At 72.7% G+C, this 20555-nt stretch carries 18 protein-coding genes and 2 pseudogenes; 15 read left to right on the top strand and 5 right to left on the bottom strand.

The window, feature by feature from the left end; translation table 11 throughout:
• Positions 1 to 12: 12 nt before the first annotated feature.
• Positions 13 to 741 carry a serine hydrolase gene (locus ACIQ7D_RS20255; protein ID WP_403939372.1) on the bottom strand — a complete coding sequence of 243 codons (729 nt, stop codon included), beginning with the start codon at positions 739 to 741 and terminating at the stop codon, positions 13 to 15.
• Positions 742 to 782: 41 nt separating this feature from the next.
• Here ACIQ7D_RS20255 and ACIQ7D_RS20250 point away from each other — a divergent pair, with 41 nt between their 5' ends.
• Complete coding sequence (locus ACIQ7D_RS20250; RefSeq protein ID WP_403939371.1) at positions 783 to 1562, top strand: SseB family protein; 780 nt, start codon at positions 783 to 785, stop codon at positions 1560 to 1562.
• A 21-nt stretch (positions 1563 to 1583) separates the two neighbouring features.
• On the opposite strand, the gene ACIQ7D_RS20245 is transcribed toward ACIQ7D_RS20250, so the two are convergent.
• Positions 1584 to 1964, bottom strand: a complete 381-nt coding sequence (locus tag ACIQ7D_RS20245) for a DUF1844 domain-containing protein (RefSeq protein WP_403939369.1) — start codon at positions 1962 to 1964, stop codon at positions 1584 to 1586.
• 365 nt (positions 1965 to 2329) lie between these two features.
• Here ACIQ7D_RS20245 and infC point away from each other — a divergent pair, with 365 nt between their 5' ends.
• The 10 genes and pseudogenes from infC to ACIQ7D_RS20195 all read left to right on the top strand — a co-directional run bounded on the left by infC (position 2330) and on the right by ACIQ7D_RS20195 (position 14142).
• A complete protein-coding gene (infC, locus tag ACIQ7D_RS20240; protein WP_403939367.1) occupies positions 2330 to 3004 on the top strand; it encodes a translation initiation factor IF-3 in 675 nt (224 codons plus the stop codon).
• Positions 3005 to 3133: 129 nt separating this feature from the next.
• On the top strand, positions 3134 to 3328 hold the full coding sequence (rpmI, locus tag ACIQ7D_RS20235; RefSeq protein WP_003947156.1) for a 50S ribosomal protein L35: 195 nt from the start codon (positions 3134 to 3136) through the stop codon (positions 3326 to 3328).
• Between the two features lie 102 nt (positions 3329 to 3430).
• Entirely contained in the window at positions 3431 to 3817 is a 387-nt protein-coding gene (gene rplT, locus ACIQ7D_RS20230; RefSeq protein ID WP_114626556.1) for a 50S ribosomal protein L20, read from the top strand.
• 189 nt (positions 3818 to 4006) lie between these two features.
• Positions 4007 to 4846 (top strand): TrmH family RNA methyltransferase, encoded by an 840-nt coding sequence (locus tag ACIQ7D_RS20225; RefSeq protein WP_403939365.1) that lies wholly within the window; start codon positions 4007 to 4009, stop codon positions 4844 to 4846.
• Positions 4847 to 4929: 83 nt separating this feature from the next.
• Positions 4930 to 6183 (top strand): ATP-binding protein, encoded by a 1254-nt coding sequence (locus tag ACIQ7D_RS20220; RefSeq protein ID WP_403939363.1) that lies wholly within the window; start codon positions 4930 to 4932, stop codon positions 6181 to 6183.
• Positions 6184 to 6332: 149 nt separating this feature from the next.
• The gene (gene pheS, locus ACIQ7D_RS20215; protein WP_403939361.1) at positions 6333 to 7460 is read left to right on the top strand and encodes a phenylalanine--tRNA ligase subunit alpha; all 1128 of its coding nucleotides are present in this window, start codon (positions 6333 to 6335) and stop codon (positions 7458 to 7460) included.
• Positions 7460 to 9988: a phenylalanine--tRNA ligase subunit beta gene (gene pheT, locus ACIQ7D_RS20210; RefSeq protein WP_403939359.1), complete on the top strand. Its 2529-nt coding sequence runs from the start codon at positions 7460 to 7462 to the stop codon at positions 9986 to 9988. The genes pheS and pheT overlap by 1 nt, the downstream gene beginning before the upstream one ends.
• Before the next feature lie 402 nt (positions 9989 to 10390).
• Positions 10391 to 11320 (top strand): annotated as a pseudogene (locus ACIQ7D_RS20205) (PP2C family protein-serine/threonine phosphatase); the annotation flags it as partial.
• A gap of 861 nt (positions 11321 to 12181) precedes the next feature.
• Complete coding sequence (locus tag ACIQ7D_RS20200; protein WP_403939357.1) at positions 12182 to 13522, top strand: transcriptional regulator; 1341 nt, start codon at positions 12182 to 12184, stop codon at positions 13520 to 13522.
• An 86-nt stretch (positions 13523 to 13608) separates the two neighbouring features.
• Positions 13609 to 14142, top strand: coding sequence for an NUDIX hydrolase (locus tag ACIQ7D_RS20195; protein ID WP_384990766.1), 534 nt, complete (start codon positions 13609 to 13611; stop codon positions 14140 to 14142).
• A gap of 55 nt (positions 14143 to 14197) precedes the next feature.
• Here the strand turns inward: ACIQ7D_RS20195 and ACIQ7D_RS20190 are convergent, their stop codons facing one another.
• On the bottom strand, positions 14198 to 14455 hold the full coding sequence (locus ACIQ7D_RS20190; RefSeq protein ID WP_329824435.1) for a hypothetical protein: 258 nt from the start codon (positions 14453 to 14455) through the stop codon (positions 14198 to 14200).
• A 154-nt stretch (positions 14456 to 14609) separates the two neighbouring features.
• Positions 14610 to 15470 (bottom strand): 3-hydroxybutyryl-CoA dehydrogenase, encoded by an 861-nt coding sequence (locus ACIQ7D_RS20185; protein ID WP_403939685.1) that lies wholly within the window; start codon positions 15468 to 15470, stop codon positions 14610 to 14612.
• 466 nt (positions 15471 to 15936) lie between these two features.
• Between ACIQ7D_RS20185 and ACIQ7D_RS20180 the strand changes: the two genes are divergently transcribed.
• Both ACIQ7D_RS20180 and ACIQ7D_RS20175 read left to right on the top strand, forming a co-directional pair.
• Positions 15937 to 17046 carry a glycoside hydrolase family 10 protein gene (locus ACIQ7D_RS20180; protein ID WP_403939683.1) on the top strand — a complete coding sequence of 370 codons (1110 nt, stop codon included), beginning with the start codon at positions 15937 to 15939 and terminating at the stop codon, positions 17044 to 17046.
• Between the two features lie 83 nt (positions 17047 to 17129).
• Positions 17130 to 17444 (top strand): annotated as a pseudogene (locus tag ACIQ7D_RS20175) (hypothetical protein); the annotation flags it as partial.
• Here ACIQ7D_RS20175 and ACIQ7D_RS20170 read toward each other — a convergent pair.
• A complete protein-coding gene (locus ACIQ7D_RS20170) occupies positions 17427 to 18398 on the bottom strand; it encodes a DMT family transporter (RefSeq protein WP_403939355.1) in 972 nt (323 codons plus the stop codon). The pseudogene ACIQ7D_RS20175 and the gene ACIQ7D_RS20170 sit on opposite strands and share 18 nt — an antisense overlap.
• Here ACIQ7D_RS20170 and ACIQ7D_RS20165 point away from each other — a divergent pair.
• Together ACIQ7D_RS20165 and ACIQ7D_RS20160 are read left to right on the top strand one after the other, a co-directional pair.
• Positions 18397 to 19839 carry a PLP-dependent aminotransferase family protein gene (locus ACIQ7D_RS20165; protein WP_403939353.1) on the top strand — a complete coding sequence of 481 codons (1443 nt, stop codon included), beginning with the start codon at positions 18397 to 18399 and terminating at the stop codon, positions 19837 to 19839. The two genes, ACIQ7D_RS20170 and ACIQ7D_RS20165, sit on opposite strands and share 2 nt — an antisense overlap.
• A 138-nt stretch (positions 19840 to 19977) precedes the next feature.
• On the top strand, positions 19978 to 20553 hold the full coding sequence (locus ACIQ7D_RS20160) for a histidine phosphatase family protein (RefSeq protein WP_403939351.1): 576 nt from the start codon (positions 19978 to 19980) through the stop codon (positions 20551 to 20553).
• Positions 20554 to 20555: the final 2 nt, after the last annotated feature.

Below are 20555 nucleotides of genomic sequence, written 5' to 3'. Positions count from 1 at the left end.
CCGGACCCCGTATCAGCCGTGCCGGAGCCCCGCGATCCGGCGCACCGCGCCGACGGCGGCCTCCTCGACCCGGGCGATGCCCTCCTCCTTCGAGGCATGGCCGTCGGACAGGACCACCACCAGGCAGTCGTCCACCCGCCCGACGGAGTGGACGACCCACAGGCCGCTCTCCGTTCTGGGCAGCCAACCGTTCTTCAGAGCGACGCCGTCACCACAGCGGCCAGAACCGTCCCGGTCAGCCGTATCCACCGGGACTCCGGTGCCGGCGCCGGTGCCGCGCGACGCCGACACGCCCCAGTCCTGTCCGGGCACCACCCGTCCCATCAGTCCCGCCAGATAGCGGCGCGACCGTACGTCCAGCGGCGCGTCCGGCCGGGCGTCCGCGTCGAAGACCGCCTTCAGCAGGGTGAGCTGGTCGCCCGCGGTGGTCCGCGTCAGCCCCCACGCCCGGGCCGCCACCGTCCGGGTCAGACCGAGCCGCGCATGCGCCGCGTCCAGCCCCGGCACGCCCCCGGCCGCCGCCCGCAGCGCCGTCGCCGCCTCGTTGTCGCTCCGTCGGATCATGGCCTCCGCGAGGCGTTCCTCACCCGGCTCCAGCCACCGGCCGACGTCGCGCGCCCGCAGCAACAGTGCGGCCAGCACCGCGACCTTCACCACGCTCGCGGTCACATACGTCCGGTCCGCGCCGTATTCGGCCTTGTGCCCGCCCGCCCTGTCGTACACCGCGACCGAAAGATCCACCCGAGGACCCTAAGCCCACGCACAGGCCCTAGGCTCGTCCCGTGGCGCTCAAGAACATCCCGGACCCCGGTTTCTCCGACGACGACGGCACCGCCGATCCCGCGCTGACGGCGGCCCTCGCCGCCTGGGCCGAGGACCGCGCGGCCCACGGCCCCGTGCTGGCGGCGCTGCGGACCTCGCGGCTGCTGGTGCCCGTGGTGGCCGTCCTGGGCGAGGCCGAGGAGGTCGGCGAGGGGGACCGTGCGGCGTCGGACACCGGTGGTGGTGGGCGGCGGACGGTCGGGCTGCGCCGCGAGAAGACCAGCGACATGGCCGTGCCGACCCTCCAGGCCGGTGACCGGCGTGCCCTGCCCGCCTTCACCTCCGTCGAGGCGCTGGCGCGCTGGGACCCCGGGGCCAGGCCCGTCGCCGTACCGCTGCACCAGGCGCTCCAGGCCGCCGCGCACGAGCGGGCCGACACGGTCGTGCTCGATCTCGCGGGCCCCGTCCCGTACGAGATCACCGGGCCCGCCCTGCTGGCCCTCGCCGAGGGCCGGACGGGGACCGGTCCGCTCGACGACCCCGCCGTGACCGCGGCGGTACGGGCCGCCGTGGCCGCGGAGCCGGCGGTGGTGCGGGCCTATCTCGGCCCCGGCAGCGCGGACGGCACGCTCGCCCTCCTGCTGGACCCGGCCGTACCCCCCGCCGAGGCGGCCCGCAGGGTCGCGCGGGCCCTCGCGGACGACGACGTACTGAGGGCCCGCCTGGTGCGCGGACTCGACCTGGCGGTGCTGCCGGCCGAGGCCACCCCACCGGGCGAGCCCCTGTACGTACGCGCCTAGAGGCGGTCGGCCTGGAGGTGGTCAGCCGTAGACCGGGCCCGTGTACTTCTCGCCCGGGCCCTGGCCCGGCTCGTCCGGTACGACCGACGCCTCGCGGAAGGCGAGTTGGAGCGACTTCAGGCCGTCGCGCAGCGGCGCCGCGTGGAACGAGCTGATCTCCGTCGTGCTCGCGTCCATCAGTCCGGCCAGCGCGTGGACCAGCTTGCGGGCCTCGTCCAGGTCCTTGTGCGCGTCGCCCTCCTCGGTCAGACCGAGCTTCACGGCCGCCGCGCTCATCAGGTTCACCGCGACCGTGACGATCACCTCGACGGCGGGGACTTCCGCGATGTCGCGGGCCATGGCGTCGTAGCCGGGTGATTCCGGGGCCGCCGGGGTGGACTGGGGGGAGGTCGCGTCGCTCATGTCCCACACGATAGGCCCCCGTCGGGGCTGCGCCGTATGCAGGAGCGGGGGAGACACATGGTTAGCGTCCGTGCGGGCTTGATGCTAACCTTGTGTAACGACCGGCCGGACACGTGTGTGACCGGCCCACAAGTGGAGGCTCCGATCTCCCACCTGGCTGCCCCTCGGGGGCGGCGGGTCACCGGTCAGGTGGTGCCCATCGTTCCGTACGGACGATGGAACCGCCCGATGCGCCCCGTGGTACGTACGCGGCGGTGCTCCGGTATTCGAGGAGCTCCTGCCTGTGTGCCGTCCGGGGCATTTTTGCTGTGCCGCCGCGGTTGGTCTGAAACAACAGACGTTACGCGGCTGTCTGCCAGACAGTCGTGTGGTGCTACCGAGGAGGATCCATCAGCGCCGAGCCCCGCATCAACGACCGGATTCGCGTTCCCGAAGTGCGACTTGTCGGTCCCAGCGGCGAGCAGGTGGGCATTGTCCCGCTCGCCAAGGCCCTGGAGCTCGCACAGGAGTACGACCTGGACCTGGTCGAGGTCGCGGCGAACGCCCGTCCGCCCGTGTGCAAGCTCATGGACTACGGGAAGTTCAAGTACGAGTCGGCCATGAAGGCCCGTGAGGCGCGCAAGAACCAGGCGCACACGGTCATCAAGGAGATGAAGCTCCGGCCGAAGATCGACCCGCACGACTATGACACCAAGAAGGGTCACGTCGTCCGGTTCCTCAAGCAGGGTGACAAGGTCAAGATCACGATCATGTTCCGTGGTCGTGAGCAGTCCCGCCCGGAACTGGGCTTCCGACTGCTCCAGCGCCTGGCGTCCGACGTCGAGGAGCTCGGCTTCATCGAGTCGAACCCGAAGCAGGACGGCCGGAACATGATCATGGTTCTTGGTCCGCACAAGAAGAAGACCGAGGCCATGGCCGAGGCCCGTGAGGCGCAGGCGGCCCGCAAGGCGGAGCGCCAGGGCCACACGCCCGAGGAGTCGGCCGGCGAGAACGTCGAGGCTCCGGCCGAGACCCCCGTCGAGGCATCTTCCGACGTGTGATCCGTGGGGGCGCCACCCAGGCGGCCCCCGGCTCCGCTCGGAACCACACACCAGAGATCTGACGCTCCCGCGCGCCGGTCGAGAAACCGGACCGGCTGGGAGCGCCACTGACGAGGAGAGAACGGCGTCATGCCGAAGAACAAGTCGCACAGCGGTGCCAGCAAGCGCTTCAAGATCACCGGCTCCGGCAAGGTGCTGCGCGAGCGGGCCGGCAAGCGCCACCTGCTTGAGCACAAGTCGTCACGGCTGACGCGTCGGCTGACCGGCAACGCCGAGATGGCCCCGGGCGACGCCAAGAAGATCAAGAAGCTTCTCGGCAAGTGATGCCGGCGCCCCCGGTGACCGGGGGCGCGGCAACAGGACCGGGACCCATTCGTTCTCGGGCCGTGTGAGTCCAACCACGGCCCCGCTACAAGGAGTCAACACGTGGCACGCGTCAAGCGGGCAGTCAACGCCCACAAGAAGCGCCGGGCAATCCTCGAAGCGGCCAGCGGTTACCGCGGCCAGCGTTCGCGCCTGTACCGGAAGGCGAAGGAGCAGGTCACCCACTCCCTCGTCTACAACTACAACGACCGCAAGAAGCGCAAGGGCGACTTCCGTCAGCTCTGGATCCAGCGGATCAACGCCGCTGCCCGAGCCAACGGCATCACCTACAACCGCTTCATCCAGGGTCTGAAGGCCGCCAACGTCGAGGTGGACCGCAAGATCCTCGCCGAGCTGGCCGTCAACGACGCCAACGCGTTCGCCGCGCTCGTCGAGGTCGCCCAGAAGGCGCTCCCCAGCGACGTCAACGCCCCGAAGGCCGCGGCCTAAGAAGCCGACGGGCTTCCACCGAGCCCGTGCTCTTCCCGCCGGACCCGCAGGCACACCGCCTGCGGGTCCCGCGCGTTCCCGGGCCCTTCCCGCGCCGGACCGCCGGCCGTCGGACGGGACCCGCCCGTACCCGCCAGACGCTGAACCCGCAGACGCCGTACCCGCCAGACGAGAAGCGAGCCGCCGCCCATGGGCACCCCCGAGCTGATCTCCCCGCGTTCCCCCCGTGTCACGGCCGCGCGCAGGCTCGCCAAGCGCGCCTTCCGGGGCAAGGAGCGCCGGTTCATCGCCGAGGGGCCGCAGGCCGTGCGCGAGGCGGTGGCCCACCGCGGGGCCGGCGGGGAGCCCACGCTGGTCGAACTGTTCACCACCGCCGAGGCCGCCGAGCGGTACGCCGACATCGTGGACGAGGCCCGCGCCACCGGCGCCCGCGTGCACTTCGCCCCCGACACCGTCCTCGCCGAGGTCTCCCAGACCGTGACCCCGCAGGGGCTGGTGGGCGTCTGCCGCTTCCTGGACACACCGTTCGAGGACATCCTCGCGGCGGGCCCCCGGCTCGTCGCCGTCCTCGCCCATGTCCGGGACCCCGGCAACGCCGGTACGGTGCTGCGCTGCGCCGACGCAGCGGGGGCCGACGCCGTCGTCCTCACCGACGCCTCCGTCGACCTCTACAACCCCAAGTCCGTCCGCGCGTCGGCCGGCTCGCTCTTCCATCTGCCGGTCGCCGTCGGCGTTCCCGTGGAGCGGGCGGTACACGGCCTCCAGGGCGCCGGGGTGCGCATCCTGGCCGCCGACGGCGCGGGCGAGGACGACCTCGACGACGAGCTGGACGCGGGCACCATGGCCGGGCCCACCGCCTGGGTCTTCGGCAACGAGGCGTGGGGCCTGCCGGCCGGGACCCGGGCGCTCGCGGACGCCGTGGTGCGGGTGCCGATCCATGGAAAGGCCGAGAGCTTGAACCTGGCGACCGCCGCTGCCGTATGTCTCTATGCCTCAGCGCGTGCCCAGCGCGTCCGCGGTATGCGCTGAGGGGGTCCGCCCGGTCACGGTCAGCTAGTAGTGTTGCGTGCTCGGGGACCCTCTGAGCTACCCGGAAGAGGTGGGGTGCGGGGATGACCGTCGGGGCGAGCCGACCCGCAGGGGTCCAGGGAGCCTTACCGGCCGCGTTCGACGCCGCTGCCGGGGAGCCGGGCGGCGTGCCCACGACAGGCCCTGAGGATCCGGGCGGGAGCCGCGCCGACAGCGAGCCCGGGGAGGCCCGCGCCGGCAGCGGGCCGGGCGGGACCCGCGCCGATGTCCCGGCCGGAGCGGGGCTGGACCCCGACGACCTCCCCGACGGGCTGATCGTCGCCGACGAGACCGGCCGCGTCGTCTGCTTCAACGCCGCCGCCGCGCGGATCACCGCCGTCGACCGCTCCGCCGCCCTCGGCCGCCCCGTCGACCGGGCGCTGCCGCTGGAGGACCTCAAGGGCCGCCGCTGGTGGGCGCTGACCGACCCGTACGGCGGTCTCGCCACCCGGACGGGGCAGCCGGAGCGCAACCTGCTGCTGCCCGGCGGCCGGGAGGTCCTGGTCTCCGCCCGCTACGTCCGCGCGTACCCCACCGGACCCGTCCGCAAGCTGGTGATCTGCGTCCGGGGCACGGAGGCCCGGCGCCGTACCGAGCTGAGCCATGCCGAGCTGATCGCCACCGTCGCCCACGAGCTGCGCTCGCCGCTGACCTCCGTCAAGGGGTTCACGGCCACCCTGCTCGCCAAGTGGGAGCGGTTCACCGACGACCAGAAACGGCTGATGCTGGAGACCGTCGACGCCGACGCGAACCGGGTCACCCGGCTGATCGCCGAACTGCTCGACATCTCCCGGATCGACTCGGGCCGCCTGGAGGTGCGGCGCCAGCCCGTCGACATCGGCGCGGCCGTCGGCCGGCACGTACAGTCGCACACCGCCTCCGGACAGTCGCCAGACCGCTTTCTCGTACGGATAGAGCAGCCGCTGCCCGATCTGTGGGCGGATCCCGACAAGATCGACCAGGTACTCGGCAACCTGCTGGAAAACGCGGTGCGCCACGGAGAGGGAACCGTCACCATCGAGGTGGCGCCCGCGCGGATCGAACACGCGGCGGAGAGCGAGAAGGGAACGGCCGTCACCGTGTGCGACGAAGGACCCGGCATCCCCGAGGAGTCGATGCAGCGCGTCTTCACCCGCTTCTGGCGGGGCAGCAAACGCGGCGGAACGGGGCTGGGCCTCTACATCGTCAAGGGCATCGTCGAGGCGCACGGCGGCACGATCACCGTCGGCCGCGGCCCCGGCGGCGGCGCGCAGTTCCGATTTATCCTGCCCGTCGGCGCTCCGGCCTACCTCTCCTGACGGTCTCCCGACCGCACCAGGGACCCCGGCCGGGCCGCCCGCGGGCCAATCCACCTTCGTACGACCCTTTAGACTCGGCTTTTGGCACCTTCACGCCCTCAGCGACGAGCAGGGTCGTTTCGCCAAGCCAATCGGAAGTACGGGAAGAGATGTCCGCACCCAACAAGTCGTACGACCCGGTCGAGGTCGAGGCACTGAAACCGGAGCAGATCGAGCGGATCCGGGACGAGGCGCTCGCCGCCTTCGCCGCCGCCGGTGACCTCGACGCGCTCGCCCACGCGAAGACCGCGCACACCGGGTCCACCTCGCCGCTCTCCCTCGCCAACCGGGAGATCGGCGCGCTGCCCCCGCAGGCCAAGGCCGAGGCGGGCAAGCGCGTGGGCCAGGCCCGCGCCGCCGTCGGCCGGGCCCTCGCCGCCCGGCAGACCGAGCTGGAGGCCGAGCGCGACGCCCGGGTGCTGGTCGAGGAGGCGGTGGACGTCACACTGCCGTACGACCGCACCCCGGCCGGCGCCCGCCACCCGCTCACCACCTTCATGGAGCGGGTCGCCGACGTCTTCGTGGCCATGGGGTACGAGGTCGCCGAGGGCCCCGAGGCCGAGGCCGAGTGGTTCAACTTCGACGCCCTCAACTTCGTGCCGGACCACCCGGCGCGCCAGATGCAGGACACCTTCTTCGTGCGGGGGCCCGAAGGCACCACGGGCGACGAGTCCGGTGTGGTGCTCCGTACGCACACCTCGCCGGTCCAGGCCCGCGCCCTGATCGACCGCGAGCCGCCCGTGTACATCGTCTGCCCCGGGCGGGTCTACCGCACCGACGAGCTGGACGCCACACACACCCCGGTCTTCCACCAGATCGAGCTGCTCGCCGTCGACGAGGGCCTGACCATGGCCGACCTCAAGGGCACCCTGGACCACATGGTGCGGGCGCTCTTCGGCCCGGACATGAAGACCCGGCTCCGCCCGAACTTCTTCCCGTTCACCGAGCCGTCCGCCGAGATGGACATGGTCTGCTACGTCTGCCGCGGCGCCTCCGTCGGCAACCCCGACCGCCCCTGCCGCACCTGCGGCAGCGAGGGCTGGATCGAGCTGGGCGGCTGCGGCATGGTCAACCCCAAGGTGCTCACCGCCTGCGGCGTCGACCCCAAGAAGTACAGCGGATTCGCCTTCGGGTTCGGCATCGAACGGATGCTGATGTTCCGCCACAACGTCGAAGACATGCGAGACATGGTCGAGGGTGACGTCCGGTTCACCCGGCCGTTCGGGATGGAGATCTGATGCGCGTCCCGCTTTCCTGGCTGCGGGAGTACGTCGACCTGCCGGCGACGGAGACCGGCCGTGACGTCCAGGCCGAGCTTGTCTCCGCCGGACTTGAGGTCGAGACCGTCGAGCAGCTCGGCGCCGGCCTCAAGGGCCCCCTCGTCGTCGGCAAGGTCCTCACCATCGAGGAGCTGGAGGGCTTCAAGAAGCCCATCCGTTTCTGCACCGTCGACGTCGGCACCGCCAACGGCACCGGCGAACCGCAGGAGATCGTCTGCGGCGCCCGTAACTTCGCCGTCGGCGACAAGGTCGTCGTGGTCCTGCCCGGCGCCGTCCTCCCGGGCGACTTCGCGATCGCCGCGCGCAAGACGTACGGCAGGACCTCGCACGGCATGATCTGCTCCGGCGACGAGCTGGGCATGGGCGATGACGGCTCCGGCGGCATCATCGTGCTGCCGCCCGAGTACGAGCCGGGCACCGACGCCATCGCGCTCCTGGAGCTGGTGGACGAGGTCCTGGACATCGCGGTCACCCCCGACCGCGGCTACTGCCTCTCGCTGCGCGGCGTCGCCCGCGAGACCGCCATCGCGTACGGCCTGCCGCTGCGCGACCCGGCGCTGCTCGACGTCCCCGCGCCGAACGCCTACGGCCACCCCGTGAAGATCGCCGACCCGATGGGCTGCGACCGCTTCACCGCGCGCACCGTCACCGGCCTCGACCCCGAGGCCCGGTCGCCGATCTGGCTGACCCGCCGCCTCCAGAAGGCCGGGATGCGGCCGATCTCGCTCGCGGTCGACATCACCAACTACGTGATGCTGGAGCTGGGCCAGCCGCTGCACGCGTACGACAGGACCCGGCTCGAAGGGCCGATCGGCGTCCGCCGCGCCGAGGCCGGCGAGAAGATCACCACGCTCGACGGCGTCCAGCGCGTCCTGGACGCCCAGGACCTGGTCATCACGGACGACCGCGGACCGATCGGCCTCGCGGGTGTCATGGGCGGCGCCCACACCGAGATCGCCGATGTCGTCACCGACGCCGAGACCGGCGCCGTGCACGGCACCACCGAGGTCGTCATCGAGGCCGCGCACTTCGACGCGATCACCATCGCCCGTACCGCGCGCCGCCACAAGCTGCCCTCCGAGGCGTCCAAGCGTTTCGAGCGCGGCGTCGACCCGGGGGCCACCGCCGCCGCGGCGCAGCGCACCGTCGACCTGCTGGTGCTTCTCGCGGGCGGCTCCGCCGAGGCCGGGGTCACCGAGGTCGTCGCACCCTCCGCGCCGCACACCATCACCATGCCCGCCGACCACCCCGACCGCGTCGCGGGCGTCGGCTACGGCCGGGAGACCGTCGTACGACGTCTCCAGCAGGTCGGCTGCGACGTGTACGGGCAGGACGAGCTCATCGTCACCGTGCCGTCCTGGCGCCCCGACCTCGGCGAGCCCAACGACCTCGCCGAGGAGGTCATCCGCCTGGAGGGGTACGAGAACCTGCCCTCCACGCTGCCGACCCCGCCGTCCGGCCGCGGGCTCACCGAACGACAGCGGCTGCACCGCCGCGTCGGCCGCGCCCTGGCGGGTGCCGGCTACGTCGAGGCGCTGAACTACCCGTTCACCGGCACGGCGGTCCTCGACGCGTTCGGCCTCCCGGCCGACGACGACCGGCGCCGTACGGTCGCCCTCGTCAACCCGCTCTCCGACGAGGAACCCGCGCTGCGCACCACGCTGCTGCCCGGACTCCTCACCGCGCTGCGCCGCAACGACGGCCGGGGCTCGCACGACCTCGCGCTCTTCGAGACCGGGCTGGTCTTCCTGCCGACCGGCGAGGAGACCGTACCGGTCCGGCTGCCCGTCGACCGGCGGCCCACCGACGAGGAGATCGCCTCCCTCGACGCCGCGCTGCCGCGCCAGCCGCGCCGCGCCGCCGTCGTCCTGTCCGGCGCGCGCGAGCAGGCCGGCTGGTGGGGCAAGGGCACCCCGGCGAGCTGGGCGGACGCCGTCGAGGCGGCCCGTACCGTCGCCCGGGAGGCCGGCGTCGAGCTGTCCGTACGGGCCGACCGCCACGAGCCGTGGCACCCCGGCCGCTGCGCCGCGCTCCTGGCGACCGTGGACGGCGCCCAGACGGTCGTCGGGCACGCGGGGGAGCTGCACCCGCGCGTCGTCAAGGCGCTCGGACTGCCCGAGCGCACCAGCGCCATGGAGATCGAGCTGGACCTGCTGGAGCGCGCCGGCACCGGCGCGCTCCAGGCGCCGCGCATCTCCACCTACCCGGTGGCGACCCAGGACGTGGCGCTGGTCGTCGCGGCCGATGTGCCGGCCGGTGACGTGGAGCGCGCCCTGCACGAGGGCGCGGGCGAACTCCTGGAGTCGCTGCGCCTGTTCGACGTGTTCTCCGGCGAGCAGGTCGGCGCGGGGAACAAGTCCCTCGCGTACGCCCTGCGCTTCCGCGCCACCGACCGCACGCTGACGGTCGAGGAGGCCACGGCGGCCCGTGACGCGGCCGTCGCGCTCGCCGCGGAGCGGACCGGGGCGGTGCTGCGGGGAGCGTAGTAACTCCCTGTCGCGAGGGGTCTTCCGGCTTTTCGTTCGACAGACAGGTGGAGCCCTGAGGGGCGTGTCCGGGGCTCCGGACGCGCCCCTCACTCATTCGAGTGAGAACCCTCGGCGGGTCGCGCCATCGGCGGCCAGTGATCGACAGAATCGATCCGGCCGCGACGGTCGACGTACGCCCAACGGCTGAGTGGCCGGACGGCCGAGGGGGGCCGACGTATGAATCGGACCAGTGCAGAAGAGCAGGCAACCGAGGAGGAGACAGCCTCCTGGGGTTTCGTGGAGTGCGCGATCCCCGGCGGTCTGCTCGCGCTGGTGATCACCTGGGAGCTGACACGCCCGCCCTCGGAGCGCGACACGCTCCTGCCGCGCATCGTGACGTGTGTGGCCTTCGTCCTGGTGATGGCCTATCTCGTCATGCGGGTACGGCGCCGTATGGCGCGCGAACTGCTCCAGGTACGCGCGGTGGCGCGCGCCGCGCAGGAGGTGCTGCTGCGCCCGCTGCCGTCCCGGCTCGACGGACTGGCGCTCCACGCCCGCCAGCTCTCCGCCTCGCGCGGCGCCGACGTGGGAGGCGATCTGTACGAGGTGATGGCGACCACCCACGGGGTGCGCGTGGTCATCGGTGACGTACGCGGCCACGGGCTGCCCGCCATCGGGGCGGTGGCCGCCGTCCTCGGCAGCTTCCGCGAGGCCGCCCACGACGAGCACGGGCTCGACGGGGTCCTGCGCAGACTCGACCGGGCACACCAGCGACATCTGAGGGAACTGGCGCGGCGGGAGCCGGACTGCGAGGCGGCGCTCCGGGTGGCGCTGCTCGCCGAAGCGGCCGCCTCCACGAAGGACGCGAGCGCGAGCGCGGCCGAGGTCGCCGAGGCATGCCGGGCCGCCCAGCGGATGGCGGAGGCGGACGCGGCCGACGCCGCGGAGGAGTTCGTCACCGTCCTGCTGCTGGAGATCGGCCCGGACGCGGAGATCCGCGCCCTCAACTGCGGTCATCCCTGGCCCTACCGGCTCGGGACCGGGGCGGAACCGCTCGCCTGCGGGGAGCCGCTACCGCCGCTGGGCGCCGTACCACTGCCGGCGGAACTCACCCCGTACCGGTGCGGACGGCTGCTGCCGGGCGAGGCGCTCTTCCTGCACACCGACGGCGCGGAGGACGCGCGGGACGCGCAGGGACGCTTCTTCGGCCTCAAGGAGGCGTTGGTGGAGGCGGCTTCGGTCATCGCGCTGTCGCCCGCGGCGGTGGTACGGCAGGTGCACACGGCGCTGCTGCGGCACACCGGCGGGCGGATCACCGACGACATGGCGCTGCTGGTGCTGCGCAACGACCGGGTGGACGGCGCCCCGTGCGCGGCGGCCGGACGGCGGTCGGGGCCGGCGGGCCGCTCCGGCGCGGCCAGAACCGACGCCGACCGGCCCGGCGGGGACCCGCCCGGCACGGACCCGCCCGGCACCGGCCCATCCGGCGCCGACCCGCCCGGCATCGAACGGTCCGGTACCGACCGGCCCGGCACGGACCCGCCCGGCACGGACCCGCCCGGCGCCGACCGGGCCGGTCAGGGCGGAAGCGTCGCCGACGGGCCGCGCGCGCCGGACGACCCCCTCGCCGCCACCACCCCGGACCGCCTCCCCGGGCCGGACGTCTCGCCGCCGCAGGAGCCGCCACCGGTCAACGGCCAGGCGCCGCCGGGCTTTCGTGCCGTACTGGAGGAGCGCACACGGGTGCCGACGCAGCCCGGTGACCCGGCCCTGCGCCGTACCCGTCCGGCTCCTTCCCGTCCCTAGACGTCGCTGTCGTCCGTGACCGGACTCGTCTCCCACCCAGGATCACCACGCCCGCGGTCCCAGCGGGACCGTCCGCGCGGTGGCCGTGCCGTCCGTCCCGCCGTGGAGTGTCGGGCAGGTCGGCGGGACGGACGACACGGTTGCGGGCCGCCGCACTTGACGAGGGGGAGCCGGCGACCCGGCCGCCTCCTTGATGAGGACACCCAGTCAACCGGCCCCGCCCGCCCGGCGGCAGAGCGCACACGGCGCCGATCCGGGCACTCCGTTCACACCCCGTGCGTTTCCCGTTCCGGCCCCGACGAGCACACCCGAAGCAGTGTCACCGCCGGCCTCTCGGGGCCTTCCGCAGGCGGGAGTTCGGATTTATTCGTCTACGCTGGAACGGCCGAGTCTCCGGAGGGGCACATGCAGCCCAACACTCTGCTCGATTCCCTGCTCGACGAGGCGGGCATCTCCCATGCCGGCCTCGCCGCCCGCGTCAACCAGGCGGGCCGTACCAGGGGCCTCGCGCTGCGGTACGAACACACCGCGGTGTCCCGCTGGCTGAAGGGCCAGCGTCCCCGTGGCCAGGTGCCCGACCTGATCTGCGCGGTGCTCAGCGACCGGCTGCGCAGATCGCTCACCCTGGACGACATCGGGTTCGGGGTGGCGGGGGAGTCGCCCGTACCGCACACGACCCCGCTCTCCGGCTTCGTGGAGCGCGCCGCGGCCCTGTGGCGCAGCGACGAGCAGCAGCGGCCGCACATAGTGGGCGCCCCCGCCGTCACCGGTACGCCCGCCGTGATGCCCGTCTGGGAGTGGGAGAACCCGCCGGAGGACTCCGACGTCTCGCGTGCCGGCCGTACGAAGGTCGGCCCCACCGACATCAAGCTGCTGAGATCGGCCCGTGCGCACTACGAGTTGATGTACCGCCGGGCGGGCGGCGTAGCCACCCGGGCCAGGATCGTCCGCTTCCTCAACGCCGAGACCGCGCCGCTGCTGCGCGGCGGGTACAGCGACGCGCTGGGGCGCCAGCTCCACCGCGCCACCGGCGGCCTGGTCGCCGTGGCGGGCATCTGCGCGTACGACTCGGACGCCCACGGTCTGGCGCAGCGCTACTTCCACCAGGCGCTGCGGCTGGCCAAGGCCAGCGGCGACCGGGGGCTCGGCGCGTACGTGATCGCGCTTCTCGTCAACCAGTCGCTGTTCATGGGCGAGCACCGCCAGGCCGTGGCCTTCGCGGAGGCGGCGCTGCGGACCGCGGGGCGCCAGATCACCCCCGCGCTCGCCGCCGATCTCTACGCGATGCAGGCCAAGTCGTACGCGCATCTCGGCGACGCGGGTGCGGCGCTCGGCTGTATCCGGCGGGCCGAGTCCGAGGCGGAGCGTATCCGTCCGGGGCATGAACCGGACGAGACGGGCTACGTCCAGCCGGGCCTGGTCAACGTACAGGTGGCGGAGGCACTCCTCAGCCTCGGGGAGCTGGCCGCCGCGCGGGTGCACGCGACGGCGGCCGTGGACACCCCGGCGCACGACCGCGGCCGGGTCCACCGGCTCGCGATGCTCAGCCATATCGAACTGCGGCAGGGCGAGGCCGACCGGGCCGCCAGAACAGCGGCGGAGATGGCGGAGCGGGCCAGGGGGATGGAATCCCAGCGGCTGCGCGACCGTCTGCGCCAGGTGCGGGAACAGCTCGTGGCCAGCGGCTCTTCCGAGGCCGAGGACACCGCGGAACTGATCGCCGGGGCGCTGCGCGTTCCTCTGTGAGCCCCCGTGTGAGCCCCCCGTGCTTTCCTCGGGCCGGGCGTCGCTGCTGCGATATTGCCATCAACTTGTCGGAAGGTGGCAGAAACGTGCAGTGGACGAAGCTAAATGAGCAGACCGTGTACGAGAATCGCTGGTTCAGCGTCAATCTCGCCGACGTCAAACTCCCCGACGGCCGGCATCTGGACCACTTCCTCATCCGGCTCCGCCCGGTCGCCGTGGCGACCGTGGTCAACTCCGCCAACGAGGTGCTGATGCTCTGGCGGCACCGCTTCATCACCGACAGCTGGGGCTGGGAGCTGGCGGCCGGGGTCGTCGAGGACGGCGAGGACATCGAGACCGCCGCGGCGCGGGAGATGGAGGAGGAGACCGGCTGGCGACCGGGACCCCTCAGGCATCTCCTCACCGTCGAGCCGTCCAACGGGCTCAGCGACGCGCGGCACCACATGTACTGGGCGGAGGACGCGACGTACATCGGTCATCCGGAGGACGACTTCGAGTCCTCGCGCCGGGAGTGGGTGCCGCTCAAGCTGGTGCCGGACATGATCGCCCGGGGCGAGATCCCGGCCGCCAACATGACGGCCGGGCTGCTGATGCTCCACCACTTGAGGCTGGGCCAGTGAGGCCCGGTCCGGTCACGCCCGGTCCGGCCACGCCCGGTCCGGTCAGGGCCCGGGGCTAACGGCCCAGGGTCTGCCAGACCGCCACCGCGAGCGCTCCGAGTGAGCAGAGCGCCGCCACGGCGGGCAGCGGCCACCTGGAGTGTTCCAGTGCGGCCACACGCGCGGCCAGATCGGCCACATCCTTGTCGGTCTGGTCGTTGCGGTGGGCCAGTAGCGCCATCCTGCCCTCGGTCCTGGCAAGGCCGACGTCGAGGCTGCGACGTAACTCCGCGCGCTCCTGGCCGACCACGGAATGGTCAGATTCGGTGGTCACGATTTCCGCTCCTGTTCGGGGAGAGTGGGTCCACGGTCCGGTTGCCCAGCCACGGCGGTTCCGGCTAAGCGGAATCGAGTCAACTCCCCCTGGGCGGTGGGCATCAGGGTGTACGGGAGTCATATGCGCGCACCCTTCGCACACTCCGTGTGAATCAGGTGTACGAGTAGAAGCCCGCACCCGTCTTGCGGCCCAGACGCCCCGCGTCCACCATCCGCTGGAGCAGCGGGGACGCCGCGTACAGCGGCTCCTTGTACTCGGCGTACATCGAGTCCGCGACCGAGGCGACGGTGTCCAGTCCGATCAGGTCGGTGAGCTTGAGCGGGCCCATCGGATGGGCACACCCCATCTCCATCCCGTTGTCGATGTCCTCGCGGCTCGCGATGCCCGACTCGAACATCCGGATCGCGGCGAGCAGATACGGGATGAGCAGCGCGTTCACAACGAAGCCCGAGCGGTCCTGCGCGCGGATCGCGTGCTTGCCGAGGACGCCCCGGACGACGGTCTCGGCGCGCCGGATCGTCTCCTCGGAGGTGGTCAGCGCGGGGATCAGCTCGACGAGCTGCTGCACGGGGGCCGGATTGAAGAAGTGGATTCCGATCACCTGATCAGGGCGCGAGGTCGCGACGGCCAGCTTGACCAGCGGGATGGAGGAGGTGTTGGAGGCCAGGATCGCGTCGGGACGCGTCACCACCTGGTCGAGTACCTGGAAGATCTCCGTCTTGACCTGCTCGTTCTCCACGACGGCCTCGATGACGAGATCGCGGTCGGCGAACTCCCCGAGATCCGTGGTGAAACTCAGCCTGCCGAGCGCCGCGTCGCGCTCCGCCTCGGTGATCTTGCCGCGCTCGGCGGCTTTCGCCAGCGAGTTCTGCAGCCGGGTCCGGCCGATCTCCAGCGCCTCGCCGGTGGTCTCGGCGACGGTGACCTCCAGGCCGCTGCGTGCGGCGACCTCGGCGATGCCTGCGCCCATCTGGCCGCAGCCCACCACTCCGACGCGGGCGATATCGGTCAGGGTGTCGGTCACATCGTGCCTTTCTCCGGTCCGTGTCAGTGCAGGTCCCCCGTATGATTCCGGCGCCTGCCCCAGGGACAGGACGTTACTCCGACGGCGGATGCGCCGGACGGCCCGGGGCGGGCATGCTCGGACGGGTGACCGGACCGCTCCGCTCCGCGGTGGTGCGGTCCACGGCCGGGACGACGGACGACAGGGCGAGGGACGGCGCATGGGGTACGACGAGCTGGGACACGGCACGGCAGCACGGGACGGCGCGACAGGGCACGGTGGGACAGGGCACGGCGCGACGCACGGCGGCGCGGCGGGAGACGACGGGGCGCCCCTCGGGCGGCGCGGATTCGTGGCTGCCGCGGCCGGGCTGGCGGCCACTCTGCTGACCGCGGGGGACACCGCCCTCGCCACCGGGACCGTACCGGGACAGGGAGCCGCCGGGTATCGCGCCACGGGCCCGGCGCTGCGCGGCATGTGGCTCGCGACCGTCGCCAACCGTGACTGGCCCTCGAAGCCCGGCCTCTCCGCCGACCGCCAGCGCGCCGAACTGATCCAGCACCTCGACACGGCGGTGGCCCGCAAGCTCAACGCCGTCGTCCTCCAGGTCCGGCCCACGGCCGACGCGCTGTGGCCCTCGCCGTACGAGCCCTGGTCGCAGTATCTGACCGGCACACAGGGCAAGGACCCCGGCTGGGACCCGCTGGGCACGGCGGTACGGGAGGCCCACGCGCGCGGCCTCGAACTGCACGCCTGGTTCAACCCGTACCGCGTCGCCAACCACACCGACCCCACCCGGCTGAGCGCGGACCACCCGGCCCGGGTCCATCCCGGCTGGGTCCTGCCGTACGGCGGGAAGCTGTACTACAACCCGGGCCTGCCCGAGGTACGGAAGTTCGTCCAGGACGCCATGCTGGACGCCGTCGAGCGGTACGACATCGACGCCGTCCACTGGGACGACTACTTCTACCCGTACCCGGTCGCCGGACAGGTCTTCGAGGACGACGCGGCGTACCGGCGGTACGGGGCGGACTTCCCGGACAAGGCGGCCTGGCGCCGGGACAACACCGACCGGCTGGTGCGCGAGACGGCCGAGCGGATCAGGAAGACCAAGAAGAACGTCCGCTTCGGGATCAGCCCCTTCGGGGTCTGGCGCAACGCCGCCACCGACCCCCTCGGCTCCGACTCCCGGGCGGGCGTGCAGACGTACGACGATCTGCACGCCGACACCCGCGGCTGGGTCCGCAAGGGCTGGATCGACTACATCGTCCCGCAGGTGTATTGGTTGGCGCAACCCCTTGACCAGCAGGTTCCTGCGAACTATGCCGTCCTGGTGCCCTGGTGGGCGGATGTCGTGCGGGGCACAGGGGTTGATCTGTACATCGGTGAAGCGCTCTACAAGGTTGGTGCGGCGGGGCAGCCGGAGCAGTGGTTCGACCCCGCCGAGCTGTCCCGCCATCTGGATCTGTGCGCCGGACATCAGGAGGTTCGGGGGAACATCTTCTTCTCTGCGAAAGAAGTTGGCCAAGACCCGCTGGGCGCGGTGAGCAAGCTCGTCAGGGACCACTACGAGGGTTCGCGGTGAGCCGCGGAGGGGCAGGCCTCGTGAAAACCCTGTCGTTGTGGATACGGAATGTGCAGTTCTGCGTTGGATGCAGATGCTCCTGCCCGCAGCTCTACTGGAACATCGGCTACGCCGCCGCCGGCTACGCGAAGCTGGTGCGCTGGTGGGACGCGACCGTCCGGGGCACACGCGTCGACCTCTGCATCGGGGAGGCCCTGTACAAGGCGGGCGACCCGGCCCAGCCCGCCGCCTGGCAGGACCCCGCGGAGCTGTCCCGCCATCTCACCCTGGCGAAGGACTTCGCGGGGGTACGGGGCCACTGCTACTTCTCCGCCAAGGAGGTCGGCGCCGACCCCATCGGGGCGATGACCCGGGTGGTGACGGACCACTACGGCAAGCGGTCAGCGCTCGGGAAGTGAGGCCGTGACGCGGTCCACCGGCGGCCGGGCGGAGCGCTGCGTCACCGCGATGCAGACCAGCACCGCCACGGCAGCCACCGGCGCCGCCGGGGTGAGGTGTTCACCAAGCAGCAGCACCGACCAGACCAGGGTCAGCACCGGCTGCGCGAGCTGGAGCTGACTGGCCCGCGCGATCCCGATCGCCGCCATGCCCCGGTACCAGACGTACATTCCGAGGAAGGTGGAGACCAGCGCCACCCAGACCACGCCGGTCACCCCGTGCGCCGTCAGCCGCACCGGCTCGAAGGAGAGCGCCACCGCGCCGCCCGCCAGCGCGAGCGGCAGCGCGCCCATCAGCGCCCAGCCGATCACCTGCCAGCCCGGCATCTCCCGGGCCAGCCTGCCGCCCTCCGTGTAGCCCGCCGCGCACACCAGCAGTGCGCCGAAGAGATACAGATCGCCCGTGGAGAGCGCGCCACCGCTCTGCTGGACGGTGAAGGCGATCACCACGGCCGCCCCGGCGACCGCCGCCGCCCAGAACGTACGGGAGGGCCGGCTGCCGCTGCGGACCACCGAGAAGGCGGCCGTGGTGAGTGGCAGCAGCCCGACCACCACGGCCGCGTGCGAGGTGGTGGAGGTCTCCAGCGCGAGCGTCGTGAGCAGCGGGAACCCCGCCACGACCCCGAGCGCGACCACCACGAGCCCGCCCCGGTGCCTGCGCTCGGGGAGCGGGACACGCAGCGCCAGCAGACAGCCGCCCGCGAGAAGCGCGGCGAGCACGCTGCGGACGGCGACCAAAGACCAGGGGCCGAAGCTCTCCAGGCCCCACACGGTGGACGGGAAGGTGAGGGAGAAGGCCACGACGCCCAGCGCGGCGAGCAGGGTGCCCCGCTCGGTGCGCGGGCCGGGACGCGGCACGGAGCCGTTGGTGACCGCTATCGCGGTCTCGCCGGTAGCGCTATTCTGTGCTCTCATGCAAGAGCGTAACAGTGCGAGCGAACTGGCACATTCTCTGCGGCGAGAGCTGAAGCACTACTCTCCCGGTGGAAAGCTGCCATCGAGCAGAGAGCTGATCGAGCGTTACCGGGTCTCGCCCGTGACCGTCTCCCGCGCACTCGCCCGGCTCACCGCCGAGGGCCTGGTCGTCACCCGCCCCGGCGCCGGAGCCTTCCGCGCCGCCGCATGCCCCGCCCCGCCCAGGACCGGCGACACCTCCTGGCAGGAGGTCACCCTCAGCGCGGACACCGCGGCCGACGGCGTGCCGCGCGCCGTCGACGCCTCGGGCGTCCTCGTCACCCTCGCCGCACCGCCGCCCGGTGTCATCGAGCTGACCGGCGGCTATCTGCATCCCACGCTCCAGCCCGAGGCCGCGCTCGCCGCCGCACTCGCCCGCGCCGGCCGCCGCCCCGGCGTCTGGGGCCGGCCGCCCGTCGACGGACTGCCCGAGCTGCGCGAATGGTTCGCCCGGGCCATCGCCCCGACCAGCGGCGCCGCGGAGATCCTGGTCACGGCGGGCGGCCAGAGCGCGCTCACCACCGCGCTGCGCGCGCTCGCCCCGCCCGGCGCCCCGGTCCTCGTGGAGTCGCCCACCTACCCCGGAATGCTGGCGATCGCGCGCGCCGCCGGGCTGCGCCCCGTCCCCGTACCCGTCGATCCGGACGGGGTACGGCCCGAACTGCTCGCCGCCGCGTTCCGGGCCAGCGGCGCCAAGGTCTTCGTCTGCCAGCCGCTCTTCCAGAACCCGACCGGCGCCGTGCTCGCGCCGGAGCGCAGAGTCGAGGTGCTGCGGATCGCCCGGGAGGCCGGGGCCTTCGTGATCGAGGACGACTTCGCGCGCCGTATGGCACACGCGGACGCGGGCCCGCTGCCCCCGCCGCTCGCCGCCGACGACCCCGACGGCGTCGTCGTCCATGTCTGCTCGCTCACCAAGGTGACCTCCCCGAGCCTGCGCGTCGGCGCCCTCGCCGCCCGGGGGCCCGTCCTGGAACGGCTGCGCGCCATCCATGTCGTGGACACCTTCTTCGTACCGCGTCCGCTCCAGGAAGCCACCCTGGAACTGGTGGGCTCCGCCGCCTGGCCCCGTCTGCTCCGCACTGTGGCCACCGAGCTGAAGACCCGCAGGGACACCCTGACCGCCGCGCTCCGCACCGGCCTGCCCGGACCGGTCCTGACGCACATCCCGGCGGGCGGCTACCACCTCTGGCTCCGCCTGCCGGACGGTACCGACGAGGCCGCCGTCGCCGCCGCGGCCCTGCGCGCCGGTGTCGCGGTCGCGCCCGGCCGCCCGTACTTCGGCGCCGAACCGCCCGCCCCGCACCTGCGGCTGAGCTTCGCGGCGCCGGCCGGCGCCGCCGAGATCACCGAGGGGGTACGCCGGCTCCGTACGGCCTGCGACGAAACGCTCGGCCGCGGCTGACCCCACCGGGGGCGCGCGAGCCCGTGGACGACCGGCGCGTGACCGGCGTGTGACCGGGCGGGAACGGGGGAGCGCCCGCGCGCTTTCCGGGGCGGAGACCCCTTGACCGGTACCGCTTTCCGCTCCACGATCACGGCCATGAGTGTTCGGGTCACCTTGGTCGCCGCCGCGCGCAGCACGGACCTGTACGACGAGCGCTTCGAGGACGACCGCCCCCTCGACCGGACCGGCCGGCACGAGATGCAGCGCGTCGCCCACACCCTCATCCCGCTCGCCGCCGCCGACCTCCGCTACTGCTCGCCCACCCCGCGCAGCCGCGCCACCGGCGACGCCCTCGGTTTCGCGCCGCTCGCCCAGCCGGCCCTGCGCGACTGCGACATGGGGCGCTGGCGCGGCTACACCCTCTCCGAGGTGATGGCCCGCGAACCGGCCGGTGTCGACGCCTGGCTCGCGGACCCGCGCGGCGCCCCGCACGGCGGCGAGCCGCTGCTCACCTTCATCTCCCGGATAGGCGGCTGGCTGGACACCCGCCCGGCCGAGGACGTCGCGGCGATCGTCGCGGTCGCCGAACCGGCCGTCGTCCGGGCGGCGCTGGTCTACGCGCTGAAGGCGCCGCCCCGTACGTACTGGTACGTGGACGTACGCCCTCTCGCCACGGTCACCCTGACCGGCACGCCGGGCCGCTGGAACCTGCGGCTCGACACCGGCGCCTGAAC

It is taken from the genome of Streptomyces sp. NPDC096310 (assembly GCF_044763125.1).
Lineage (GTDB): Bacteria > Actinomycetota > Actinomycetes > Streptomycetales > Streptomycetaceae > Streptomyces.
Note: the sequence above shows the minus strand (reverse complement) of the source record. Positions and strands in the feature narration are given on the sequence as shown.

Coding starts and splice junctions, on each gene's coding strand:
- pheS (WP_403939361.1), top strand. CDS start 6,333: ATGTCCGCACCCAACAAGTCGTACGACCCGGTCGAGGTCGAGGCACTG.
- ACIQ7D_RS20180 (WP_403939683.1), top strand. CDS start 15,937: ATGTGGCTCGCGACCGTCGCCAACCGTGACTGGCCCTCGAAGCCCGGC.
- pheT (WP_403939359.1), top strand. CDS start 7,460: ATGCGCGTCCCGCTTTCCTGGCTGCGGGAGTACGTCGACCTGCCGGCG.
- rpmI (WP_003947156.1), top strand. CDS start 3,134: ATGCCGAAGAACAAGTCGCACAGCGGTGCCAGCAAGCGCTTCAAGATC.
- ACIQ7D_RS20220 (WP_403939363.1), top strand. CDS start 4,930: ATGACCGTCGGGGCGAGCCGACCCGCAGGGGTCCAGGGAGCCTTACCG.
- ACIQ7D_RS20245 (WP_403939369.1), bottom strand. CDS start 1,964: ATGAGCGACGCGACCTCCCCCCAGTCCACCCCGGCGGCCCCGGAATCA.
- ACIQ7D_RS20225 (WP_403939365.1), top strand. CDS start 4,007: ATGGGCACCCCCGAGCTGATCTCCCCGCGTTCCCCCCGTGTCACGGCC.
- ACIQ7D_RS20200 (WP_403939357.1), top strand. CDS start 12,182: ATGCAGCCCAACACTCTGCTCGATTCCCTGCTCGACGAGGCGGGCATC.
- ACIQ7D_RS20170 (WP_403939355.1), bottom strand. CDS start 18,398: ATGAGAGCACAGAATAGCGCTACCGGCGAGACCGCGATAGCGGTCACC.
- ACIQ7D_RS20165 (WP_403939353.1), top strand. CDS start 18,397: ATGCAAGAGCGTAACAGTGCGAGCGAACTGGCACATTCTCTGCGGCGA.
- ACIQ7D_RS20160 (WP_403939351.1), top strand. CDS start 19,978: ATGAGTGTTCGGGTCACCTTGGTCGCCGCCGCGCGCAGCACGGACCTG.